This window comes from Nocardia sp. NPDC004654 (genome assembly GCF_040609595.1).
Lineage (GTDB): Bacteria > Actinomycetota > Actinomycetes > Mycobacteriales > Mycobacteriaceae > Nocardia.
This window is the reverse complement of record NZ_JBEXKI010000009.1, coordinates 150,185-170,192: the sequence shown is the minus strand read 5'-3', so window position 1 is coordinate 170,192 and position 20,008 is coordinate 150,185. Positions and strand designations below refer to the sequence as shown.

The window sequence follows — 20,008 nt, the reverse complement described above, 5'->3', positions numbered from 1 at the left end:
GGTTCCTCACTCGTCTCGGTCGTAGTCGGCGACGCCGCGCTTCCAGTACCCGGCGATCAGGTAGTCCTTCGGGTCCACCCCGAGGTCCGTGCGCACCCAGCGGCGCAGCGGTTTCAGCACGCCCGCCTCACCGGCCAGCCAGACGTACACGCGCTCTCCGGCGGACACTTCGACGGTGCGCACCGCCTTTTCGAAGCGGTCGCTCGTCCCGGGTTCGGCCGCACCGCGATGCACCCAGCGCACCTCGACACCGGCGGGCGGATCGAGCGGAATCTCCTCGTCGGGTCCGCTCACCTCGATGAACGCCCAACCGGATGCCTCGCGCGGCAGCCATTCCAGCCAGCGGGCGATGGCGGGCAGGGCGGTGATGTCACCGGCGAGCAGGTACTTGTCGTAGGTCTTGGGCACCACGACACCGCCGGGCGGGCCCGCGATGTGAATCTTGGTGCCCGGCACCACCTTCAGTGCCCACTCCGAGGCCAGGCCGCCGGGGTGGATGGCGAAGTCGATGCTCAGTTCGCGGTCCTCGGCGCTGAAGTGGCGCACCGTGTACTCCCGCGAGACCGGTCGCGGCTTGCCCCACGACAGGGACAGTCCGTCCTTCTCCGGCAGCCGCAACACCCCTTCCTCGTCCGGAAAGATCAGGCGCACATGCTCGTCCGGCACGTAGCTGTGGAATCCGGCGAGATCCGCTCCGCCGAAGGTGATGCGCAGCAGCCCGGAGCCCACCTGCTCGGTGCGGATCACCTCCACCTCGCACAGTCCGATCGGATAGCCGACCTTGGCTCCGTGCTCACCCGACAGCACCTCGACGATGCGTTCGGCGTAGGCGGCACGATCCATCAGAGCTTCTCCTTTCCCAAGAGCGGCGCGGCGGCCAGTGCCGTCAGCGCGCCGAGTACCAGTACGGACAGCCCGTAAACCACGAGAGCGGTTCCGGGCGCGAAGAATTGACCGACCACACCGGCCACCATGGAACCGACCGCCGTCCCCGTGACGGACTGCACCATGAGCAGGCCGGAGATCCGGCCGCGCAGCTCCTCGGGGGCCTGCTGTTGCAGAATCGTGTAGCGCAGCACCATGTTCACCGCGCGAGCCAGGCCGAATCCGGCCAAGCCGAGGAACACCGGAGCGGTGTGCGGGAAGAGTCCCGCCACGATCACACCGAGCGGCATGGCGGCCAGCGAGATCAGCAACGCGCGGCCGTTGCGGCGGCTGCGGCCGATCCAGCCGCTGGTCAGCGACCCGAGCACCGCACCGGCGCCGGGAGCCGCGTAGAGCACGCCGAGAGTCGTTGCCCCGGCGCGGAGTTCGTGTTCGGCGAGGGCGGGCAACAGCACCAGCGGCCCGCTGACCAGCATGGCGATCAGCCCGGTCACCAGTGCGGCGCGAATGATCCTGTGCCGCGCGGCGAACTCGATCCCGATCGCCAGTTCACGCAGTGGATGCCCGACATCGCGTTTCGGCGGCGGCTGCGGTCCGATCGACCGGATCAGCCCCACGGTGGCCGCGGTGGCGCCCGCCGAAAGGAAAAAGGCCAGCTCCGCACCGGTTTTGGCGATGAGCAGACCGGCCAGCGCCGGTGTGATCATGGTGCCCAGATCGGTGGTGAGCGAGGTCAGCGCACCGGCCGCCGCCACCTTGTCCCGTCCGACGAGCATGGGGATCAGCGCCATGAGCGCCGAACTGCTGACGCCTCCGGCCAGGCCGTCCAGCACACCCGCGGCGTAGATCACCGCCAGGAAGGGGTCGGACAGCAGCGCGTTCAGTCCGAGCACGAGGAAGCCGAAACCCGCCGCGCTACGCGACCATTGGATGACATCGCGCCGGTCGTACCGGTCCGCGATCACCCCGCCCGCCAGGCTTCCGACGAACAGGGCGACCGCGGTGACCGTGGTCACGCCGGCGACATGCAGCGAGGATCCGGTGAGCTGGTAGACCTGCACGGGCAGGGCCACCATGAGCAGGCCGATCCCCAGCACCGATACCAGCCGGGCCGCGAAGGCATTGCGGAACTCCCGGCTGGCGCGCAGCGGCGAGGTATCGATGAGCAGGCCGCCGACAGCTGTCACTTGAAGCGCTCCCCCAGCAGGTCGAGGGTGGCCATGACGTTACGGTAGTCGGGCCGCTGGCTGGTGGCGGGCAGCTCGTAGACCTGGCCCGCCTTGAAGGCCGGGAGCTGACCGATCACCGGATCGTCCTTCAGCTGCGCGATGGTGCGCCCACCCTCGAGCTGCACGACGAACAGCGCCGGGGCGTCGACGACGGTGTTCAGCAGTTCGGGACTGAAGGCGACCCAGTCGGCGGCCGCCGCGCGCGTCGGGTTACCCGCCTTGACCTCGACCTTGTCGTCGATGGTGAAACCGACCGCGGTAAGCAGCGTGGCCAGCGGGGTGCCCGGCGCGATCACCGAGGGCTTCAGATCCTTGCGCGACTGGAAGACCGACACAGCGCCCTGCGGCAGCTCGATGCCGCTCCGGACCTTCGCGACCTTCTGGTCGTACGCGGCGATCAGGCCGTCCACCTTCGCGGACTGGTTCACGAACTCCGCCACCGCCTTCAGCTGGTCCTGCCAGTTCGGGCTGTTGGAGGGCACCAGGGCGGTGGGGGCGATGGCGGCGAGCTTGTCGTAGTTGTCGATGGACTGCTGGCCGGGGAAGCCCTGTCCGCCGCCGATGATCAGATCCGGCTGCTGGGCGGCGATGAACTCGAAATTGATGTTGTCGCCGGAGGGCAGCACCTCGGTGCCCTGTTTCTTGGCGTCCTCGGCCCAGGCGGCGGGGAACTCACCGGGCTTCAGCGCGACGCCGAGCACCCGCGGATCGGCCGCCTCGACTTTCGCGCCGAGGTCGTAGAGGTACCCGGCGAGCGAGCCGTTCACGACCACGATGCGCTGCGGATCGGCGGGCACGGTGACGGCGCCGCGGGCGGTCTGCACCTCGCGGGTGCCGGACTTGCTCGTCTCGTCCGAGGACGAGCTACTACAACCGGCCACCACCGCGACCAGCGCGAGGATCAGTAGGGCGACGGCGGCGCGCAGGCGCGCCGTCATTCGGTACAGCGACATGGACAGGCGTTCTTTCTTCTTGTTGGGCAAAGATTCACGCGCGGATGACGGGATCCGCGTCGAGCAGCGCCGCAACCTCGGTCCAGCCCCTCGGGGACACGATGTCGAAGTGCGAGTAGGGAAGTCGGCGGACCACCAGCCGCGCGCCCACGGACCGCCAGCCGGTCAGCTGGGCCTCGGCGCGTTCGGGTTCGGTTCCGGTGTCACCGGCGAACAGGGACATGACGCCGTGGTAGCGCGGTGAGTCGGACTCGGTGACCATGCGCAGCAGCGCGGTCGCGGCGTCGCGGATGGACGCCGCGAGTTCCGGTGCGTCCTCGGGGATTTCGGGCAGCAGCCGGTCGAGTTCGGCGGGCTCCGCGAGACTCCGAGCGGCCCGTTCGGTGAGATCCACCAGGGGGTGGGAATCGACGAGACCCACGTAGGCGACCGGCTCCCCGGCCGCTTCCAACGCGGCCGCCACGGCGTGCACGATATTGCCGCCCAGCGAATAGCCGAGTAGGTGGTACGGACCCTGCGGCTGGATGCGGCGGATGGTGGCCAAGTAGTGGCGCGCCAAGTCGTCGAGGGTTCGCGCGTGGAAAGCGTTGTCGCTCAATGTGGGCAGCTGCAAGCCGATGATCGGCCGGTCCGCGCGCAGCAGGCGGGCCAGTGGCCCGAACTGCCATGCCGTGCCGCCCACCGGGTGGACGCAGAACAGCGGCGCGGCGGACCCGCCGGTGCGCAGCTCCAGAACGTGATCGAGGCGTCGACCCAGCATGGCGAGACCGTCGACGGCGATCGGCGCCGCTTCCGCCGTACCCAGGCGCGCCGCGAGCCCCCGCGGTGTGGGGGCCGCGAACACGTCGTCGAGGACGGCCGGGATGCCCGCGCGCCCGAGTCGGCCGATCAGCCGGACCGCGGTGAGCGAATGGCCGCCCGCCGCGAAGAAGTCGTCGTCCGAACCGATTTCGGGTGCCGAGAGCACCGCCGCCATGGCTTCCCGAATGGTGTCGACCGGTCCGTTGCCGCGGCTCTCGGTCGATGTCCGCTGGGGCGCGGCCGGTCCCGACTCGTACTCCGGCACCGGCAGCGCTCGGCGGTCGATCTTCTCGCTGGCCGTTCGAGGAATTCGGTCCAGCACCACGAAGGCCGCGGGAATCATGTGCGCGGGCAGCGCCTTTCGCAGGTGCGCGCGCACCGCGGCGGTGTCCAACTCGGTGCCCGACCGTGCGATCAGGTAGGCGGCCAGACGCTGGTCGCCCGGCTCGTCCTCGCGCAGCAGGACGATCGCTTGGGCGACACCCGCGCAGGTGAGCAGCGCGGATTCGATGTCACCGAGTTCGATGCGCTGTCCGCGCAACTTCACCTGGCTGTCACCGCGGCCGACGTATTCGAGTTCGCCGTCCGGATTCCACTTCACCAGATCGCCGGTCCGATACATCCGTTCGCCGTGCCCGTGCGGATCGGCCACGAAGGCGGCGGCGGTCAGATCGGGACGGGCCAGATAGCCGCGGGCCAGCTGCGTCCCGGTCAAGTACAGATCACCGATGACCCCGGCGGCGACCGGCCGCAGGCTGTCGTCGAGGACGCGCACACCGGAACCGTCGGCAGGTCTGCCGATCGGAACGATCACGACGTCGGCATCGACGGTCTCGTGGTAGGTGATCGACACCGCGGCCTCGGTGGGGCCGTACAGGTTGTTCACCTTCGCTCCGGTGAGTGCGCGCACCCGATGCGCGGTCGCCGGTGGCAGCGCTTCACCGCCGGTGATGACGCAACGCAGATTCGTGCACCCGGACAGATCGGCCTCCTCGGCGAGCACGGTGAGCATGGAGGTCGTCATCTGGATGGTGGTTACCCGCTCCTCGCGCATGAGCTGAGCCTGGTAGTAGGGGTCGCGATGCCCGTTCGCCCTGGTCAGCACGATGCGCGCGCCGACGTGCAGCGGCAGGTAGAGCTCGAGCAACGAGGCGTCGAAGACGGGTGGCGTGCGGTACAGCACCGTGTCGTCCGGGCCGAATCGCTGCATCCGCCAGAGGGTTTCGAAGGTGTTCACGATCGCCGCGTGCGAGACCGTCACGCCCTTCGGCACACCGGTGGAGCCGGAGGTGAACAGCAGATAGGCGGAATTGCCTGGCCGCAGCGGCGCTAGCCGTTCGGCGTCGGTGATCTCGGTGTCGGCGAAGCCGCCGGTATCCACGTCGTCGAGGGTGCGCAGAACCAGTGCCGGAGCGGCTATTTCGAAGATGCGCTCGATCCGCTGGGCGGGCTGGTCGAGATCCACCGGCAGGTAGACACCGCCGCTGCGGCTGATCGCGTGCGCGGTGATCACCGAGTCGATGGTGCGGGGCATGCCGACCGCCACCACCGTCTCGGGACCGATGCCCTGCGTAATCAACCAGCGGGCAAGTCTGTTCGCGCGCGCATCGAACTCTCGGTAGGTAATCGTCAGCCCGTCGGCCGTGATGGCGGGTGAGTCGGGGTCGACCGTTGTTCCCCAGTCGGCGAGGGTTTCACCGTGCAGGTCCGGCACGTCGATCGGCTGTGCGCTGTTCGCGGTGCGTTCGATGGCGCGTGTGCTCGCTACCGGCTCCGTCAGCGGTCCGGGAGGATTCAGCAGCGCGGCGGCGTGCACATCCTCGGTGCCGGTGACCGCGGACAGGATGGCGCGGAGCCGGTCGGCGATCCAGTCGAGTGTGGTGTCGGCGACGGCGCTGCGGTCGTAGCCGATCAGCAGTTCCAGCCGGTCGCCCGGCGGCGCGACCAGAGTCAGCGGATAGTGCGTCGCTCCGTGATTGTGGAAGGCGCCGACGCGGAGCTCGTGCGAGTCCGGTTGCCGAGCACCGGAATTCGGGAAGTTCTCGAAGACGACCAGGGTGTCGAACAGCTGCCCGATACCGGCGATCCGCTCGATCTCGGCCAGCCCGGCGTGGTCGAATTCCTGCATGGCGAACTGGTCCTCTTGCAGTTCGGCCAGCTGATCGAGCAGTGCGCGGTCGGGGTCGAGGAGGCAGCGCACCGGAACGGTATTGGTGAACAGGCCGACCATCCCCTCGACGCCGGGCAGTTCGGCGGGCCTGCCGGAGACGGTCGCGCCGAACACCACATCCCGGCGTCCGGTGAGTGCGGCGAGCACCGTCGCCCACGCGCCCTGTACCAGGGTGTTCATCGTCAGGCCGCGGCGGCGGCCGAGTTCGGTGAGCGCCGTTGCGAGCGAATCGGTCAGCGGCACCTGCCGCCGCAGGAACTCCCGTTCGCGCCCGGTATCCGCACGGAGCAGTGTCGGCGCGGTGACCCCCGCCAACCGCCGCGCCCACGCCGCACGGACGGTGTCGTGATCGCGAGCCGCGATCCAGGTCAGGTAGTCGCTGTACCGGGCCGGTGTCGGCAGTTCGTCGCCGTGATAGGTCGCGAGCAGTTCCCGCAGGACGATCGGCGTCGACCAGCCGTCGATGATCAGATGGTGTGCGTTGAGCACTAGCCGGTACTGCTGCCCCGGCATTCGAATCAGCGTGGCGCGCAACATCGGCGACTCATCCACCGAGAAGCGGTGCTCGGCCGCTTCGGCTTCCAGCCGGTCGGCGGCGGTGACCGCGGCGCGCACAGGCAAGCCGGAGAGGTCGACCTGTCGCCACGGCATCCGGACCGAGCGCGGTACCGCTTGCAGTGGCTGATCCAGCCTTTCGTAGTGGAAGGCGGCACACATATTGGGATGCCGGGCGACCACCGTGTCGAAGGCCGCCGACAACCGCCGCTCGTCGAGCGGTCCGGTCAGATCGACACGGGCGGTCAAGGTGTACACGTCCGCGGCGCCGTCGCGAATCGCGTGGAACAGCAACCCCTCCTGCAATGGCGAGAGCGGCAGCAGTTCGGCGAGCGGACCGTGCGCGGCCTCGAGCGCGTCGATCGCATCCTGGGGTACGGACACGCCCTGGCAGTCCGACGGGGTGAGGCCGCCGGGGAACAGCACCGCGTGCGCCGCGAATGCCTCCAGCGCGAGTTCCCAGTGCCGCTGTAGTTGCGCGACGGTGGCCGCGCCGAGGATCCGGCTCGCCGCCGTCCACTCCACCGCGATACGCGGACCGGCCGAGGGGCTGGCTTCGTGGACGAAGACGTTGAGCGAAAGTACCTCCGTCAGCGCCTTTTCCGGCGGCTCCAACACCGAGAACGCGTCCTGTTCCGGCAACCGCCAGCCGATATCGGTCCCACCGTTGAAGCGGCCGAGGTAGTTGATCAGCAACTCCGGCGAACGCTGTGCCGCGAGCACCGGTGCGGTGTCGGGATCGAGCCTGCGGAGCACGCCGTATCCGACGCCGTTGCCGGGGACCGCGCGCTTGGCCTCCTTGACCGCGCGCAGCAGCCGTCCGGCGGCGGCTCCGCCCGCCAGCGCATCGGCCAGACCATCGATGTGGTCGATACCTGTCGCGGGCGTCCAGACCGGGTACTCGCTGGTGAACCAGCCGATGGTGCCCGCGAAGTCGGTATCCGGCGACAGCGGGTCGCGCCCGTGTCCCTCGACAGTCACTGGACGTCCCGACTCCAGCGCCTCGCCGCGGTCGTGCCGCCACCCGTTGACCGCGAGCATCAGGGCCGCGAGCAACACCTCGTCGGTGCGCGCGCGGTAGGCGGCGGGCAGGGTGGACAGAATCGCCTCGGAAACCTCGGGACTAGCGAAAGTCCGACTGCGGCGGCCGGTTTCGACGACATCACGAGCACGGTCGAGCCGCCGCTCCCCCACCGGAGCCACGGTGCCGTCGCCGAGTGCGCGCTGCCAGGACTCCAGTTCCGATCGATAGCCGCCCGCGACGCCGGCATCGGCAAGCATGGTGGCGTACCGACGCCACGAGCTGCCCTTCGCGGGCAACCGAGCCGGGCGTTCGTCGCGCGCCGCCGCACACGCCTCGTAGAGCTCGGGAACCAGGATGCGCCACGAAACACCGTCCACGACAAGGTGGTTGGCGACCAGGACCAAACGATCGGCCGTACCCGGCGCGGTACGGACCAGCGCGCCGCGGATCTCGACGCCTCGGGCGGGGTCCAACTCGGCAGCCAGCGCGGCCGCTGTCCGTTCGACCTCCAACCCGATCGGAACCGACGCCACCACGGAATCCGCTTGCTGATCAGTATTGTTCGCTGTCGGCAGTACCGTCTCGACGACCAACTCGCCCGCGCGCACCGCGCCCGCTTCGGCCACCACGAGCCGGGGCTCGGCGTCCGCACCGTCGAGTACCAGCCGCAGTGCGTCGTGTCGGTCGAGCAGCGTCTGCATGCCCGCGACCAGGTGGTCGAGGGCGAGATCCTCGTGCAGTTCGAGCGCGGTCCACTGGGCGTACCCGGCGATCGCCGTCGGGCTCGGATTCGCTTCGAGCAGCGCGGCGACGAGAGGCGGGATGGGAACGACACCGGTCGCCTCGTCCGGCGCCACGCTGCCCGCCGCGTCGTCCACCCGCTCGGCAGCAGCCGCGATGGTGGCCAGATCGCGCTGTCCCAGTAGCGCTTTCGGCTGGACGAGCAGACCGTGTGCGCGCAGCCTGCTGGTGACGCTGATCGCGGTGATGCTGTCGCCGCCGAGTCCGAAGAAGTCGTCCGTCGCGCTCACTCGCGACACGCCGAGCACCTCGGCGACCACGGCGCACAGCGCCCGCTCCGGCTCGGTGCGCGGCGGTCGTCCGGTCGAAACGAGCTGGGGCGCGGGCAGTGCCGCGCGATCGAGCTTGCCGTTCACCGTGGTGGGCAACGCGTCCAGCACCACGATCGCCGACGGAACCAGGTGGTCCGGAACGGTTTTCGCGAGCCAGTGCCGCAGCTCGTCGGCGGAGGCGAGCGCGACGCCCGCCGCGGGCACCAGATAGCCCACCAACTGGGTGCTGTCGGCGACCTTCCTGATCACCGCGGCCGCCGCGGCGACACCGGGCAGGGCGCCGAGCACGGCCTCGACCTCGCCGAGTTCCACGCGGTAACCACGCACCTTGATCTGCTGGTCGCCGCGACCGAGGAATTCGTAGCCGTGACCGGGCAGCCAGCGGGCGCGGTCGCCGGTGCGGTACATCCGCTCCCCCGCGCCGAACGGATCGGCGACGAATCGCTCGGCCGTCACCGCCACGCGGCCCAGGTAGCCGCGCGCCAATTGCGGTCCGGCCAAATACAACTCACCGATCTCGCCGTCGGGGACCGGTTGCAGCGCGCTGTCGAGCAGATAGGCGCGGGTACCGGCCAGCGGACCGCCCACGTGCGGGACCGCGCCCGTCACCGGCGCGCTCAGCGCGTCGACGGTCGCTTCGGTCGGGCCGTACATGTTCCGGGCGGGCACACCGGAGCCGACGATCGCCGACCACAGCGCGGGCGGGGTGGCCTCGCCGCCGATGAGCAGCAGTTCGGGCCGGTGCCGCGCGCCGAGCAGGCCGTTGTCGATCAGCGCCGCGGCCATCGACGGGGTGGTGTCGACGACGTCGATGCCGTCGGCAACGAACGCGGCGACCTGTGCCGCGGCGTCCTTCTGCACGTCGGTGTCGTAGAGGTGCACCCGGTGGCCGCACAGCAGCCACAGCAGCTGGTCCAGCGCGGCGTCGAAGGCGAACGACGCGGTGTGCGCGGTGTGCAGTTGCCGGTCGCCCGCGCGCTCGGCGGCCTCGGCGTAGATGGTCGACCGGTGGTGGTGCAGCAGTCGCGCCGCCGCACCGCAGGACACCTGCACGCCCTTCGGCCGTCCGGTGGAGCCCGAGGTGTACACCACATAGGCGAGCTGGCCGGGCGAACGCGGCGCGGCGAGTTCGGTCGCGTCCAACGGTCCGCTCGCGAGCCCGTCGATCGCCTCACGAATAGCTCTGGAGGACAATCGGATCAGCTTGTCCGTGCGGTCGGCGAAGAGCTCGTCCCCCGCCACGCCGGATGTCAGGATCGCCACCGGCGCCGCGTCGTCGACGATGTCGTTCAGTCGCTGTGCGGGGTGCTCGGTATCGAGCACCAGGTAGGCCGCGCCCGCGTGCTGGACGGCGAGGATCGCGATCACGATGTCCGCGGTGCGCGGCAGCGCGATGCCGACGATGTCTTCGGGCCCGACGCCCTTGCCGCGCAGATACCTGGCCAAGCGGTGGACCCGCGCCCCCAGCTCGGCAGCGGTGAGCCGGTCCGCGCCGCTGACGAGCAGCACGGCATCCGGCTGTGTCGCGACGAGACGGTCGAATACCGCCGTCGGGTCCTCTGGATGACCGGGAAGGGCCGCGCTCGCCCGCTCCGCGGTGATACGCGCACCGATTTCCGGTGGATAAGGCGCGACTCTGCCGATCGGCCGGTCCTCTCCGTCGACCAGTTCGGTGATCATCCGGACCAGCGCGTCCAGCCGCCGCCGCACCGTCTCGGCGTCGAGCGAACGCGTATCGACCTCGAAACCGAGCTGGATCCGGTCCTGCGCCAGCGGAGTGACGGTCAGGCCGAGGTCTTCCGGTGGTCCACCGGCGACATTGCGCAAAGTCCCTGTCGCACCGGCGAAATCGAGTGCGAAGTCGAATGCCTTGAGGTTGATGCCGATACCGTGCAGCAGCGCTCCGGTCTGCGCGCCACCGAAGGCACGCGCCAGCTCCTCACCGCGAAAGCGCTGGTGGGCGCGGACATCCCGCAGCGCGTCGGCGACCCGCTTGCTCAGCTCACCGAGCCGGTCGTGACTGCACACCGAGATCCGCAGCGGCAGCACGTTGACCGCCATCGAGGGCGTGGTGAGGGCGGTCTTGCCGACGCGCGCCATCACCGGCAACGCGATGACCACATCGGTCTCACCGAGCAGCCGGTGCACAAATCCCGCGTAGCAGCCGACGATTACGTCCGCCCAGGTGGCGCCCGCCGCTTCCGCCACCGCTTTGATCCGCACCACCAGGTCGGCGTCGAGGACAGCGCGCGCCTCATGGGTGTGCGTCGCCGGTCCCTCGTGCGCGCGACCGCGCCCGTCCAGCGGCGGCAGCGGTGTGAGCAGGTCGCGCCAGTAGTCCTGGTCGCGGGTGTACGCCTCGCTCGCGCGGTACTCGATGTCCTCGGCGACCAGCGTCGCCACCGACCCCCACCGCAGCGGAGGAACCGCGCCGCCGGTGCCCAGTGCTGTGTAGTGCGCGGCGACCCGGCGCGACACCAACGCGGCGCTGTAGCCGTCGATGATCAGGTGGTGGTAGAGCTGGACGCACCACACATCGCGATCGGATAGTCGCAGCAGCGTGTAGGTGAACAGCTGCCGGTCCACCATGCCCCGGCAAAAGCGCGCCGCCCGTTCGCGTTCCGCGGTGACCAGCCGATGCGCGGCGGCGACCGGGTCGGCTTCCTTCCGCAGGTCGACCAGCGGGCGCAGTTCCGGGGCCGCGTCGGTCATCCACTGGCGCGGGCCGTCCGGCGTTTCGATGAAACGCAGTCGCATGGTGTCGGTTTCGGCGATGGTGCGCCGAATCGCGTTGTCCAGCAGCGCCACATCGATGGGCTCGGGCCCCGAGATCTCCAGCACCTCGCCGACCAGGTAGCTCAGCGATTCGGGATCGAGCCGCTGGGCGTTCCAGATACCGAGTTGCGCCCCAGTGAGAGGTAGCTCGGAATTGTCGGTCCTAGGCTTGTCCCGCTCCACCGAAACCACCGCAACTCCTCTCACCGCAACGACATTCGGCCCCTCTTCCGCCCCTGAGGACTCCGCGAGACTCCCGCGAAAGAGCAGCAAGGGTAGGCTAGCCTAAGCGCGCCGATTTGTGGGGAGCTACCTTCGCCACCCGCCGCTACCTGCGCTTTCAGTGCGCCGGCACGGTCTGTTCGGCCAGCGGAACGACCATCGGCGCCCCGGTTTCCGGGTCGTCGATGATCCGCGCGCCGAGCGAGAAGACCTCGCGCACGAGTTCGGCGGTGACGATCGCCTTCGGCGAACCCGCCGCTACCACCCGGCCGTCCCGCATGGCGATGAGGTGATCGGCGTAGCGGAACGCGTGATTCAGGTCGTGCAGTACCGCGACCACGGTGCGGCCCGAGTCTCGCTGCAAGGATCGGCAGAGATCCAGCAACTGGATCTGGTGGGCGATATCGAGATAGGTGGTCGGCTCGTCGAGCAGGATCACCGGGGTGTCCTGGGCGAGCACCATGGCGATCCACACTCGCTGGCGCTGGCCGCCAGAGAGCTCGTCCACCAAGCGGGCCGACAGTTCCGCGACGCCGGTGGCGGCCATGGCGGCAGCCACCGCGTCGGCGTCGGCCCGCGACCACTGCCGCAGCAGCGACTGGTGCGGAAAACGGCCGCGTGCCACCAGATCCGCGACCCGAATACCGTCCGGGGCGGTGGAAGTCTGTGGCAGCAACCCGATTCGGCGTGCCGCCTCCTTGGCCGGATACGAGCCGATCGCCTTGCCGTCCAGCAGCACCGCACCGGACTCGGGGGTCAGCAGGCGGGCCAGCGCGCGCAGCAGGGTGGATTTGCCGCAGGCGTTCGGGCCGATGATCACCGTGAAGGCCCCGTCGGGCACATCCACCGACAGCTGTTCACTGATGGTTCGGCCGCGGTAGCCGAGGCGTACCGAATCCGCGCGCAGCCGTGCGCTTTTCGCCGTCACCGGGACGGGCGCGTCGTTGTCGTTCATCGCTTCCTCTAGTTCCTTCGGGCCTCGACGACCAGCAGATAGGCCAGGTACAGCCCGCCGATCGAAACGGTGACCACGCCGACCGGGAGGGTGGTCGGGGCGAATGCGCGCTGGGCGATCCAGTCGCAGGACACCAGCAGTAGCGCGCCCATGGCCGCGGCGGGCACCAGGGCGATGGACGGGCTGCGAGCCAGTCGACGGCCCAATTGTGGTGCGGCGAGCGCGATGAAGGCGATCGGTCCGGCGACCGCGGTGGCCGCCGCCGTGAGGGCCACGCTCAGCACGATGAGCACCGTCCGGCTGCGGCCGACGCGAAGGCCGAAGGCGTGCGCCAGATCGTCGCCCAGTTCCAGGATGTGCAGCTTGGGCGCGAACGGGACCACCAGGATGCCCAGGATCGCCAGCACGACGAGCGCGGGTGCGACCTGCGGCCAGGACAGACCGTTGAGCGAACCCGCGCCCCACGCGGCGGCCGACATGGCCGCGTGCAGATCGGCGCGCAGGACCAGCCAGGTGTTGACCGAGGCCAGCATCGCGCTCACGCCGATACCGACGATGATCAGCCGGAATCCGCTGACCTGGTGACGGAACGCCAGCAGCTGGATGGCCAGCGCCGTGGCGAGACCGCCGATCAGCGCACCCGCCGCGGTCGGGAAGTGGCCACCGCCGCCGAGGGTCAGGATGACGATCAGCGCGCCAGTGTAGGCGCCGGTGTTGAAGCCGACGATATCCGGACTGCCCAGCGGGTTTCGCGTCACCGACTGCAAGATCGCGCCGCTCACCCCGAGCGCCGCGCCGAGTGCCAGTGCCAGCACCACGCGCGGGAAACGCCACTCCCACACCACGAGTCGGTCGAATCGCTGATCGCCGACGAACAGCGCACGCACCACCCGATCCGGCGGAATCGCGTAATCGCCGGTGCCGAGCGCCAAGACGGCCACCGCGAGGGCCAGCGTCAGCAGCACCGCGCATACCACGGCCGTGCGGAGGCCGATCCGCGCGGTGAGAACGCGATGGCGCACGACCAGCGTACGGCGGCCGAAGTCGATCCCGGCGGTCACGCGGCACTCGCCTTCGCGCGGCGGGCCAGCCAGATCAGCACCGGCGCGCCGAGGAAGGCGGTCACCAGACCGGCCGGAACCTCGTCGCCGGGCAGTATCACGCGGCCGAGCACATCCGAGCTCAGCACTAGGGCGGGCGCGAGCACCATCGAATAGGCGACGATCCAGCGCTGGTCCGGGCCGACGAGCCATTTGGCGATATGCGGCACCGCGAGGCCGACGAAAGTGATCGGGCCGACCGCCGCGGTCGCGGTGCCGCACAGCAAGGTGAGCGCCCCCGCGGTGAGCAGCCGGGTGCGGCCGACATTCACCCCGAGCGCATGCGCCATGTCGTCGCCGAGTGCGACGGCGTTCAGCGAGCGCGCGGCGATCACGGCGGCGACCAGCCCCACGGCGATGAAAGGCGCTGCCCCGCCGATGATGTCGTAGCCGCGACCGGTCAGCGAACCCGAGTCCCACTGGCGCATGGCGTCGAAGGCGCTGGCGTGCAACAGGATCAGGCCTTTGGTGGCGCCGGTCAGCACGGCGGTCACCGCGACACCGGCCAAGGTCAGCCGAATCGGGTCGGCGCCTTGCCTGCCCGCGGTACCCAGTCGATATACCACGATGGAGACCAGGGCCGCGCCCGCGAAGCCGAACCACACATACGAAGTGATCTCGGTCGCACCGAGGAAGGCGACCGCCAAGGTGATGGCGAAGGCCGCTCCGGCGTTGATTCCGAGCAGGCCGGGATCTGCCAGCGGGTTGCGGGTGAGTCCCTGCATGAGGCAACCCGCCACGCCGAGCGCGATACCCGCGAGCAGGCCCAGCAAAGTTCGAGGCACCCGATACTCGGTGACGACCATATCGTCGGGCGAACCGTCACTGTTCCACAACGCGGACCAGACCTCGGCGACCGGAATCGATTTGGTGCCGACGATCAGGCTGAGCAGGCCGGCCACGGCCAGCAGTACCACTATCGATAACCACCCCGACCAGGGTTGTAGCCGCTTGGGCTTGCTATCCATCAGATTCGTTTCCTCTACGGTGTCTCGCGCCGTTTCGGCTCGTCCGACGGGCACGCTCGCCGGGGTCCGAGAAGCTTAGCTATGCGTAGGTCTTGAAACTTAGGTTTGCCTAGCCTAGCGTGTCGTGCTGTCCGGTTTCTCAGCTAGCACTCAGCTGCGGCGAGGACATCGGCATCCCTTGGATGCCACCCGGACGAGAGCCGTATCCAGTTGCCCCACACAGCTATTCATCAGCGACGTGGCGGGGTGGACGGCGCATGCCGTATGAGGGAACAGAGAAAGGTCACCACCCGTGAAACTCACCAAGGTCGCTCTGTTGGCCGCCGGACTCAGCACCGCACTGGGCGTCACCGCGGGCGCGAGTCATGCCGAACCGCAAGCCGAACCGGCCGCGATCAACTACACCGCCGACCGCACCGACAAGAACCTGGCCATCGAGACCGACGCGGGCGCCATGGTTGTCGAGGACGGCGTCTTCAAGATCAAGGCCGACAACGGCGCCACCGTCGCGGGCGCCGAATTGAAGTTCCGCGTAGACGAATTCGAGTTCCCGATCGCCGCCGAGATCTCCGACCGCAAGGCCGTCCTGACCCCGCTGTTCGACATCGCGCACGCCATCTACAAGCCGGTCGGCCTGCCGTACGAGGACAAGGCGCCGTGGAAGTCCGAGTACGACCGTGAGGTCGCGGCCTGGAGCCGCATGACCAGCACCATCTCCCTCGGCGCCTCCATCGCCACCCTGGCGGGCGGCATCGGTGGCGCGGCGCTCGGCTGCGCCGCGGGCGCCGTCGCCGGCGCCGCACTGACCGGTGCGCTGCTGACGCTCTTCGGCGCGGGCCCGATCGCGGGCTGCATCGCGGGTGCCGCCGCCGTCGGCTTCCTCGGCACCCTGGCTGGCCAGATCTTCATCACCGCGCCGGTCGCCGTCCTGGCCGCCGTCCAGTACTTCAGCACCATCAACTCCCCGATGCCGAACCAGGCCGCTCCCGCGAAGTAATTTCCCGGCACGACAAAGCAATTCGATCGGAAGCTCCGCACCGGAATGGGCAGACTTTCGTATCGAGAGTCAGGCCCGGCGCTATCGTCGGGCCTGACTCGTCCGACCTCTTCGAGCGCGGCCGAGTTGGATGGCCGGGCTTGCGCCGCGGATACCGTCGTCTCTATGCTCGACGCCGCGACTCGTCGCCGTAAGCGTTCACGTCAATCAACGCACCGATCTCACCGACCGGTGGATCGTTGCCCTTGACGACCTTACGGAGCGTCCCATGTCCGAGACGACAACCGCCCCTCGCCCAGTCCGCAAGCTGCCCGCACGTTACGCCGCGGTGCTGCTGCCCATGCTGCTGTCGATTCTGATGACCTGCGTGGTCTCGCTGATCAGCACAGTGATCAGCGACGGCCTCGCGGTCGGCCAATGGCTGCGCGCGTGGGCGGTGTCCTGGCCGATCGCCTTCCCCACCCTCCTGCTGATGCTCCCGCTGGTCCGCAGGCTCACCGCGGCCATGGTGCGCACGCCGTCATAGGCGGCGGGCCGCTGCTCGGCAAGAGCCCGATCAGTGCTTCCGCCACCGCGTTTGATTCGCCCGCGCGGTGGTACCCGCCCGGCGTATCGGACCGACAGCGCGGTCGGACCTGAGACCAACCGCGAAGGGGCACACGCATGGTCGGCGACAAGCACACGCCGCGAGCGCCCCTTCGCATGGCCGTTGTATCGCGGAGGAAAGACATCGTGATGGACAATCCCACTGTGCGAAGCGGCGACGACCAGGACTTCGATCCGGTCGTCTGGCCCGACCCCAGCCCCCTCAGCTCCTGGTGGGCCGACGTCATGTCCGGATCGACGGTGCGGCCCCGCGCATCGGCCACCACCGCGGCCACGAGCTGACCGCTGTCAGCGATCTTCGAGCGGAGTTCGCGATCTCGGTCACGCCACGGCACATTCCGAGCTACCGTACCCAGGCATGGACAACGTGGAGCTGGATCCGCCGGTTGTGGCTGCACCGAATCGAACCGGACTCGTTCTCGACGTAGCTGCCGTCGGACTGGTCAACCCGCTGGCAATCGGCGAGGAACCCATACGACCCTACATTCAGTGCACAGACGCGCGCGTCTTCCTGCTCCCGACGGCATTGCACGACTGGGCGATCGACGTGATCGCCCAGCACCACGCCTGCCTCTCCGCCGGGGAGACGCCAATGTTCCCGCGCCAGATCGAATTCGGCGTCTTGGACGGGGGTTTGTACGCGGAACTGTTGTAGCCCTTCGGTGTCGGCGCGAAACCTGCAGTGCGGCACCGCGGAGCCGACTGCCGAGGCGATCGCGACGGTAATGTGGCCCGCGGCACTCGCTGTGACGTGCCGAGGGAGGTACATGGTGGCCGGTCGGGTACCGCAGGGTCGCTTCGCGCGAGGGAGCCGGCTGGGCCGGTTGGCGGCCGAGCAAGCCGTGCGTGGAGTGGGAACCCGGCTGTCGATGGTGGGCAGGACCGAGGAAGCCCGGCGAATTCTGGCCGAACGGTCCACGCTGCAAACCGCGCAGCAGATCGTCACGGTGCTGGGCGGTATGAAGGGCGCGGCGATGAAACTCGGGCAGATGTTGTCCGTCCTCGACGTGGATCTCGTTCCCGAACCGCATCGGGAAATGTTCCGAGTCAAGCTTGCCGAATTGCGCGACAATGCGCCCGCGGTCGAATTCTCCGACATGCGGAAGGTGATCGAGAACGACCTGGGACCGTTGGCGCGGATCTTCGGCGATTTCGACGAGACTCCGGTTGCCGCCGCGTCGATCGGCCAGGTGTATCGCGCGCGGCTACACGATGGGCGTGCGGTCGCGGTCAAAGTGAAGTACCCCGGCGTGGACGACTCCGTCGAATCCGATATGCGTAATCTCGCGATGCTGAGCAGGCTGTGGAAATCGATGCTGCCCAGCGCCGCCGACGAGGCGGTGCTCGACGAGATCGCGCGCAATATCGCCGGTGAGCTCGACTACCTGCGGGAAGCGCGAACCCAGCACCGAGTCGCCCTGCGCTTCCGCGACCATCCCTTCATCGCGGTCCCCGACAGCATCGCCGAATACTGTGGACACCACGTGCTGGTGACGGAGTTCGTCGACGGGCTGGCGTTTCGGCGATTGCGAACGCTGCCGGACAGCGAGCGCGATCGGATCGGCGAACTCGTCTACCGCTTCTACATCAATCCCCTGTTCTCCGATCACGAATTCTGCGGCGATCCGCACCCCGGCAACATCCTGCTCACCACCGACGGCCGCGTCGCGTTCGTCGATTTCGGCCTGTACCACAACATGGACCCGGCGCATGTCGCCTTCGAGCGCGACTGCCTCCGCGCCGCGGGCGAGCACCGAGCCGACGACCTCTACCAGGCGTGGGTAGGTCGCGGCATCATCGACCCGGACGCGGGCGTCACCGCGCGGGAATGCCTCGACTACGTCTGGGCAGCCGCGGGCTGGCACTTGGTCGACGAGGAGCTCACGATCACGCCCGAGCTCGCGACCGGAGCAGTGGTACTCGCCATGGATCCCCGCGCCGCCGAGTTTCGGGGTATGCGACGCCAATCCCTGCCGCCGGAGCACGTTTTCTCGCGGCGTGCGGACCTGTTCACCTTCGCCGCCATCGGCCAGCTCGACGCGACCAACAATTGGCATCGGATCGCACGGGAATGGCTCTACGACGAACCAGCGAGCACGGACATCGGCCGGGAGACGGCGCGGTGGCGAAACAGGACGCGCCAGCGGAATTGAAATCAGGCCGGTGTGCGAATGCCGACCGAAGCTGCCGTGCGCGGCGGCCGAACCCCGTCGGCGCGGGCGACCAACGCCGAGCGCAATTGCCACAACCCGCGGGCATCGCCGGGATCGAATCCGGTGAGCTGCCCGATACGCCGTAGCCGATAGTCGACGGTGTTGGCATGCACTCGCAGTCGTCGAGCCGCCTTCTGGCGGCTGAGATCGTTGGCGATGAAGATTTCCAAGGTCTCCAGCAGATCCGGGTGTTCGTCCAAGACGGCGAGCTTGTCGGCGAGGACATCGCGGCCGAGGCCGGGGCGATTCAGCTGGTGTTGCAGAGCGAGGTCGGTGAACCGATAGAGCCCGGGTTCGAGGCCGAGATGTGCTGCGGTGTCGAGCAATTCGTGTGCTCGATCGGCCGCCGCGGACACCTCGTCGGGCCCGGCGACGACAACGGCCGCGGTGATCGGCACCCGCGCGGCTTCGGACAAGGTTTCCACGACGCCGACGAGCTCCTCGTCGCGGCACAGGGTGGTGGCGACCAGAACGGTGCCGCCATCCACCGACAGCAGCGCCAGTGCCTGGTCACCGAACAGGTGCGCGAGGGCTGCCTGCAGCCGACGGAGTTTGCGTCGCGCGACGACCCGCCCGTCGACGGCAGGCCGGCTCTCATCGGGATGGGCGGGCACCGACACCGCGAGCACGAAGTACTCCTCCGCGATCCGTATCCCGCATTCGCGCGCCATCGCGGAGGTGGCGTGACCGCCCAGCAGCGCCGAGGTCAGGGTGTGGATCGCACTGTGGTGTTGTGCCGCGACGGATTTGCATTCGCGCACATAGGCTTTGCCGATGGTGGCCGTCACCGACCGCAACAACTCCAAAGCGGTGAAGGCTGCCGCGACGGCGTCACTGTTCGTCCGCGGGAGCGACCTCGAAAGCAGCATTTCGATACCGGCTTTGAAGCCCTCGTGGACGATGTGCAAGACGGTGTCGATCGGGATTCCCTCGTGGGCCCACCCCGCCGCGGCCACCCGGATACGCTCGACGCCTTCGGGCGAAGGGTGTCCGTTCAGCCGGTCGATCACCCACTCCATGCAGGTGCGCACCACGAAAGTGAGCTCGCTGCCTGCCGTCGCGCCCGACGTCTTGCACGGCATGACCGAGTCCAGCAGGTAGGCGATGAGGTCTCGGGCCATCCTGGCCACCTCGTTCGGCGAAGGCCGCTCACCGGAAACCACTTCGGGGCGGCCGATTGTTTCGCTTGTCACTGGTGACCTCCCTGTCGTAGAAGAGCCGCCACTGCACGGTAAGCCGAGTTTGCGCTCACCTTCTACTTCGCTTCGCGCTCGGCGAGACACGAGCCGGTTCGGTGCGTCTGCCTGCGGAAACGACTGCCCGCTCCGTCGGTCGGCGGAGCCTTTCCGCTGCCCAATATGCTCGGGTGCTCATTTCTTGGACGCGCCCGCTTCCGAACGCACCGCCCGTGGTCGCCCCGGTGTGCCCACTCGTCGAAGACCGGGTACCCGCACGCGTCGGCCGGGTTAAGGTGAGCAAAGC

General features: G+C 68.9%; 13 protein-coding genes. 5 read left to right on the top strand and 8 right to left on the bottom strand.

Going from position 1 to position 20,008, the window contains the following annotated elements; all coding sequences use genetic code 11:
• Nucleotides 1–6: 6 nt before the first annotated feature.
• The 7 genes from ABZV58_RS28360 to ABZV58_RS28330 all read right to left on the bottom strand — a co-directional run bounded on the left by ABZV58_RS28360 (nt 7) and on the right by ABZV58_RS28330 (nt 14,710).
• Complete coding sequence (locus ABZV58_RS28360) at nt 7–843, bottom strand: siderophore-interacting protein (RefSeq protein ID WP_355003231.1); 837 nt, start codon at nt 841–843, stop codon at nt 7–9.
• Nucleotides 843–2,072, bottom strand: a complete 1,230-nt coding sequence (gene entS, locus ABZV58_RS28355; protein WP_355003230.1) for an enterobactin transporter EntS — start codon at nt 2,070–2,072, stop codon at nt 843–845. The genes ABZV58_RS28360 and entS overlap by 1 nt, the downstream gene beginning before the upstream one ends.
• Nucleotides 2,069–3,067, bottom strand: a complete 999-nt coding sequence (locus ABZV58_RS28350; protein ID WP_355003229.1) for an ABC transporter substrate-binding protein — start codon at nt 3,065–3,067, stop codon at nt 2,069–2,071. The genes entS and ABZV58_RS28350 overlap by 4 nt, the downstream gene beginning before the upstream one ends.
• 34 nt (nt 3,068–3,101) lie before the next feature.
• Nucleotides 3,102–11,657 carry an amino acid adenylation domain-containing protein gene (locus tag ABZV58_RS28345; protein WP_355003228.1) on the bottom strand — a complete coding sequence of 2,852 codons (8,556 nt, stop codon included), beginning with the start codon at nt 11,655–11,657 and terminating at the stop codon, nt 3,102–3,104.
• 148 nt (nt 11,658–11,805) lie between these two features.
• A complete protein-coding gene (locus ABZV58_RS28340) occupies nt 11,806–12,642 on the bottom strand; it encodes an ABC transporter ATP-binding protein (protein ID WP_355003227.1) in 837 nt (278 codons plus the stop codon).
• 8 nt (nt 12,643–12,650) lie between these two features.
• Nucleotides 12,651–13,703 carry an iron chelate uptake ABC transporter family permease subunit gene (locus tag ABZV58_RS28335; RefSeq protein WP_355003226.1) on the bottom strand — a complete coding sequence of 351 codons (1,053 nt, stop codon included), beginning with the start codon at nt 13,701–13,703 and terminating at the stop codon, nt 12,651–12,653.
• Entirely contained in the window at nt 13,700–14,710 is a 1,011-nt protein-coding gene (locus ABZV58_RS28330; protein ID WP_355003225.1) for an iron chelate uptake ABC transporter family permease subunit, read from the bottom strand. The genes ABZV58_RS28335 and ABZV58_RS28330 overlap by 4 nt, the downstream gene beginning before the upstream one ends.
• 292 nt (nt 14,711–15,002) lie before the next feature.
• Here ABZV58_RS28330 and ABZV58_RS28325 point away from each other — a divergent pair, with 292 nt between their 5' ends.
• The 5 genes from ABZV58_RS28325 to ABZV58_RS28305 all read left to right on the top strand — a co-directional run bounded on the left by ABZV58_RS28325 (nt 15,003) and on the right by ABZV58_RS28305 (nt 18,466).
• Nucleotides 15,003–15,707 carry a hypothetical protein gene (locus ABZV58_RS28325; protein ID WP_355003224.1) on the top strand — a complete coding sequence of 235 codons (705 nt, stop codon included), beginning with the start codon at nt 15,003–15,005 and terminating at the stop codon, nt 15,705–15,707.
• Between the two features lie 268 nt (nt 15,708–15,975).
• A complete protein-coding gene (locus ABZV58_RS28320; RefSeq protein ID WP_355003223.1) occupies nt 15,976–16,233 on the top strand; it encodes a DUF2798 domain-containing protein in 258 nt (85 codons plus the stop codon).
• Between the two features lie 209 nt (nt 16,234–16,442).
• Nucleotides 16,443–16,595, top strand: coding sequence for a hypothetical protein (locus tag ABZV58_RS28315; protein WP_355003222.1), 153 nt, complete (start codon nt 16,443–16,445; stop codon nt 16,593–16,595).
• Nucleotides 16,596–16,671: 76 nt separating this feature from the next.
• A complete protein-coding gene (locus tag ABZV58_RS28310; RefSeq protein ID WP_355003221.1) occupies nt 16,672–16,968 on the top strand; it encodes a hypothetical protein in 297 nt (98 codons plus the stop codon).
• A gap of 112 nt (nt 16,969–17,080) precedes the next feature.
• The gene (locus tag ABZV58_RS28305) at nt 17,081–18,466 is read left to right on the top strand and encodes an AarF/ABC1/UbiB kinase family protein (RefSeq protein ID WP_355003220.1); all 1,386 of its coding nucleotides are present in this window, start codon (nt 17,081–17,083) and stop codon (nt 18,464–18,466) included.
• A gap of 2 nt (nt 18,467–18,468) precedes the next feature.
• On the opposite strand, the gene ABZV58_RS28300 is transcribed toward ABZV58_RS28305, so the two are convergent.
• Complete coding sequence (locus tag ABZV58_RS28300; RefSeq protein WP_355003219.1) at nt 18,469–19,719, bottom strand: helix-turn-helix domain-containing protein; 1,251 nt, start codon at nt 19,717–19,719, stop codon at nt 18,469–18,471.
• Between the last annotated feature and the right edge of the window lie 289 nt (nt 19,720–20,008).

Excerpts from the sequence above, each read along its gene's own strand:
- ABZV58_RS28310 (WP_355003221.1), top strand. The coding sequence starts at position 16,672 with ATGGACAACGTGGAGCTGGATCCGCCGGTTGTGGCTGCACCGAATCGA.
- ABZV58_RS28330 (WP_355003225.1), bottom strand. The coding sequence starts at position 14,710 with ATGGATAGCAAGCCCAAGCGGCTACAACCCTGGTCGGGGTGGTTATCG.
- ABZV58_RS28315 (WP_355003222.1), top strand. The coding sequence starts at position 16,443 with ATGGACAATCCCACTGTGCGAAGCGGCGACGACCAGGACTTCGATCCG.
- ABZV58_RS28350 (WP_355003229.1), bottom strand. The coding sequence starts at position 3,067 with ATGTCGCTGTACCGAATGACGGCGCGCCTGCGCGCCGCCGTCGCCCTA.
- ABZV58_RS28360 (WP_355003231.1), bottom strand. The coding sequence starts at position 843 with ATGGATCGTGCCGCCTACGCCGAACGCATCGTCGAGGTGCTGTCGGGT.
- ABZV58_RS28340 (WP_355003227.1), bottom strand. The coding sequence starts at position 12,642 with ATGAACGACAACGACGCGCCCGTCCCGGTGACGGCGAAAAGCGCACGG.
- ABZV58_RS28305 (WP_355003220.1), top strand. The coding sequence starts at position 17,081 with ATGGTGGCCGGTCGGGTACCGCAGGGTCGCTTCGCGCGAGGGAGCCGG.
- ABZV58_RS28320 (WP_355003223.1), top strand. The coding sequence starts at position 15,976 with ATGTCCGAGACGACAACCGCCCCTCGCCCAGTCCGCAAGCTGCCCGCA.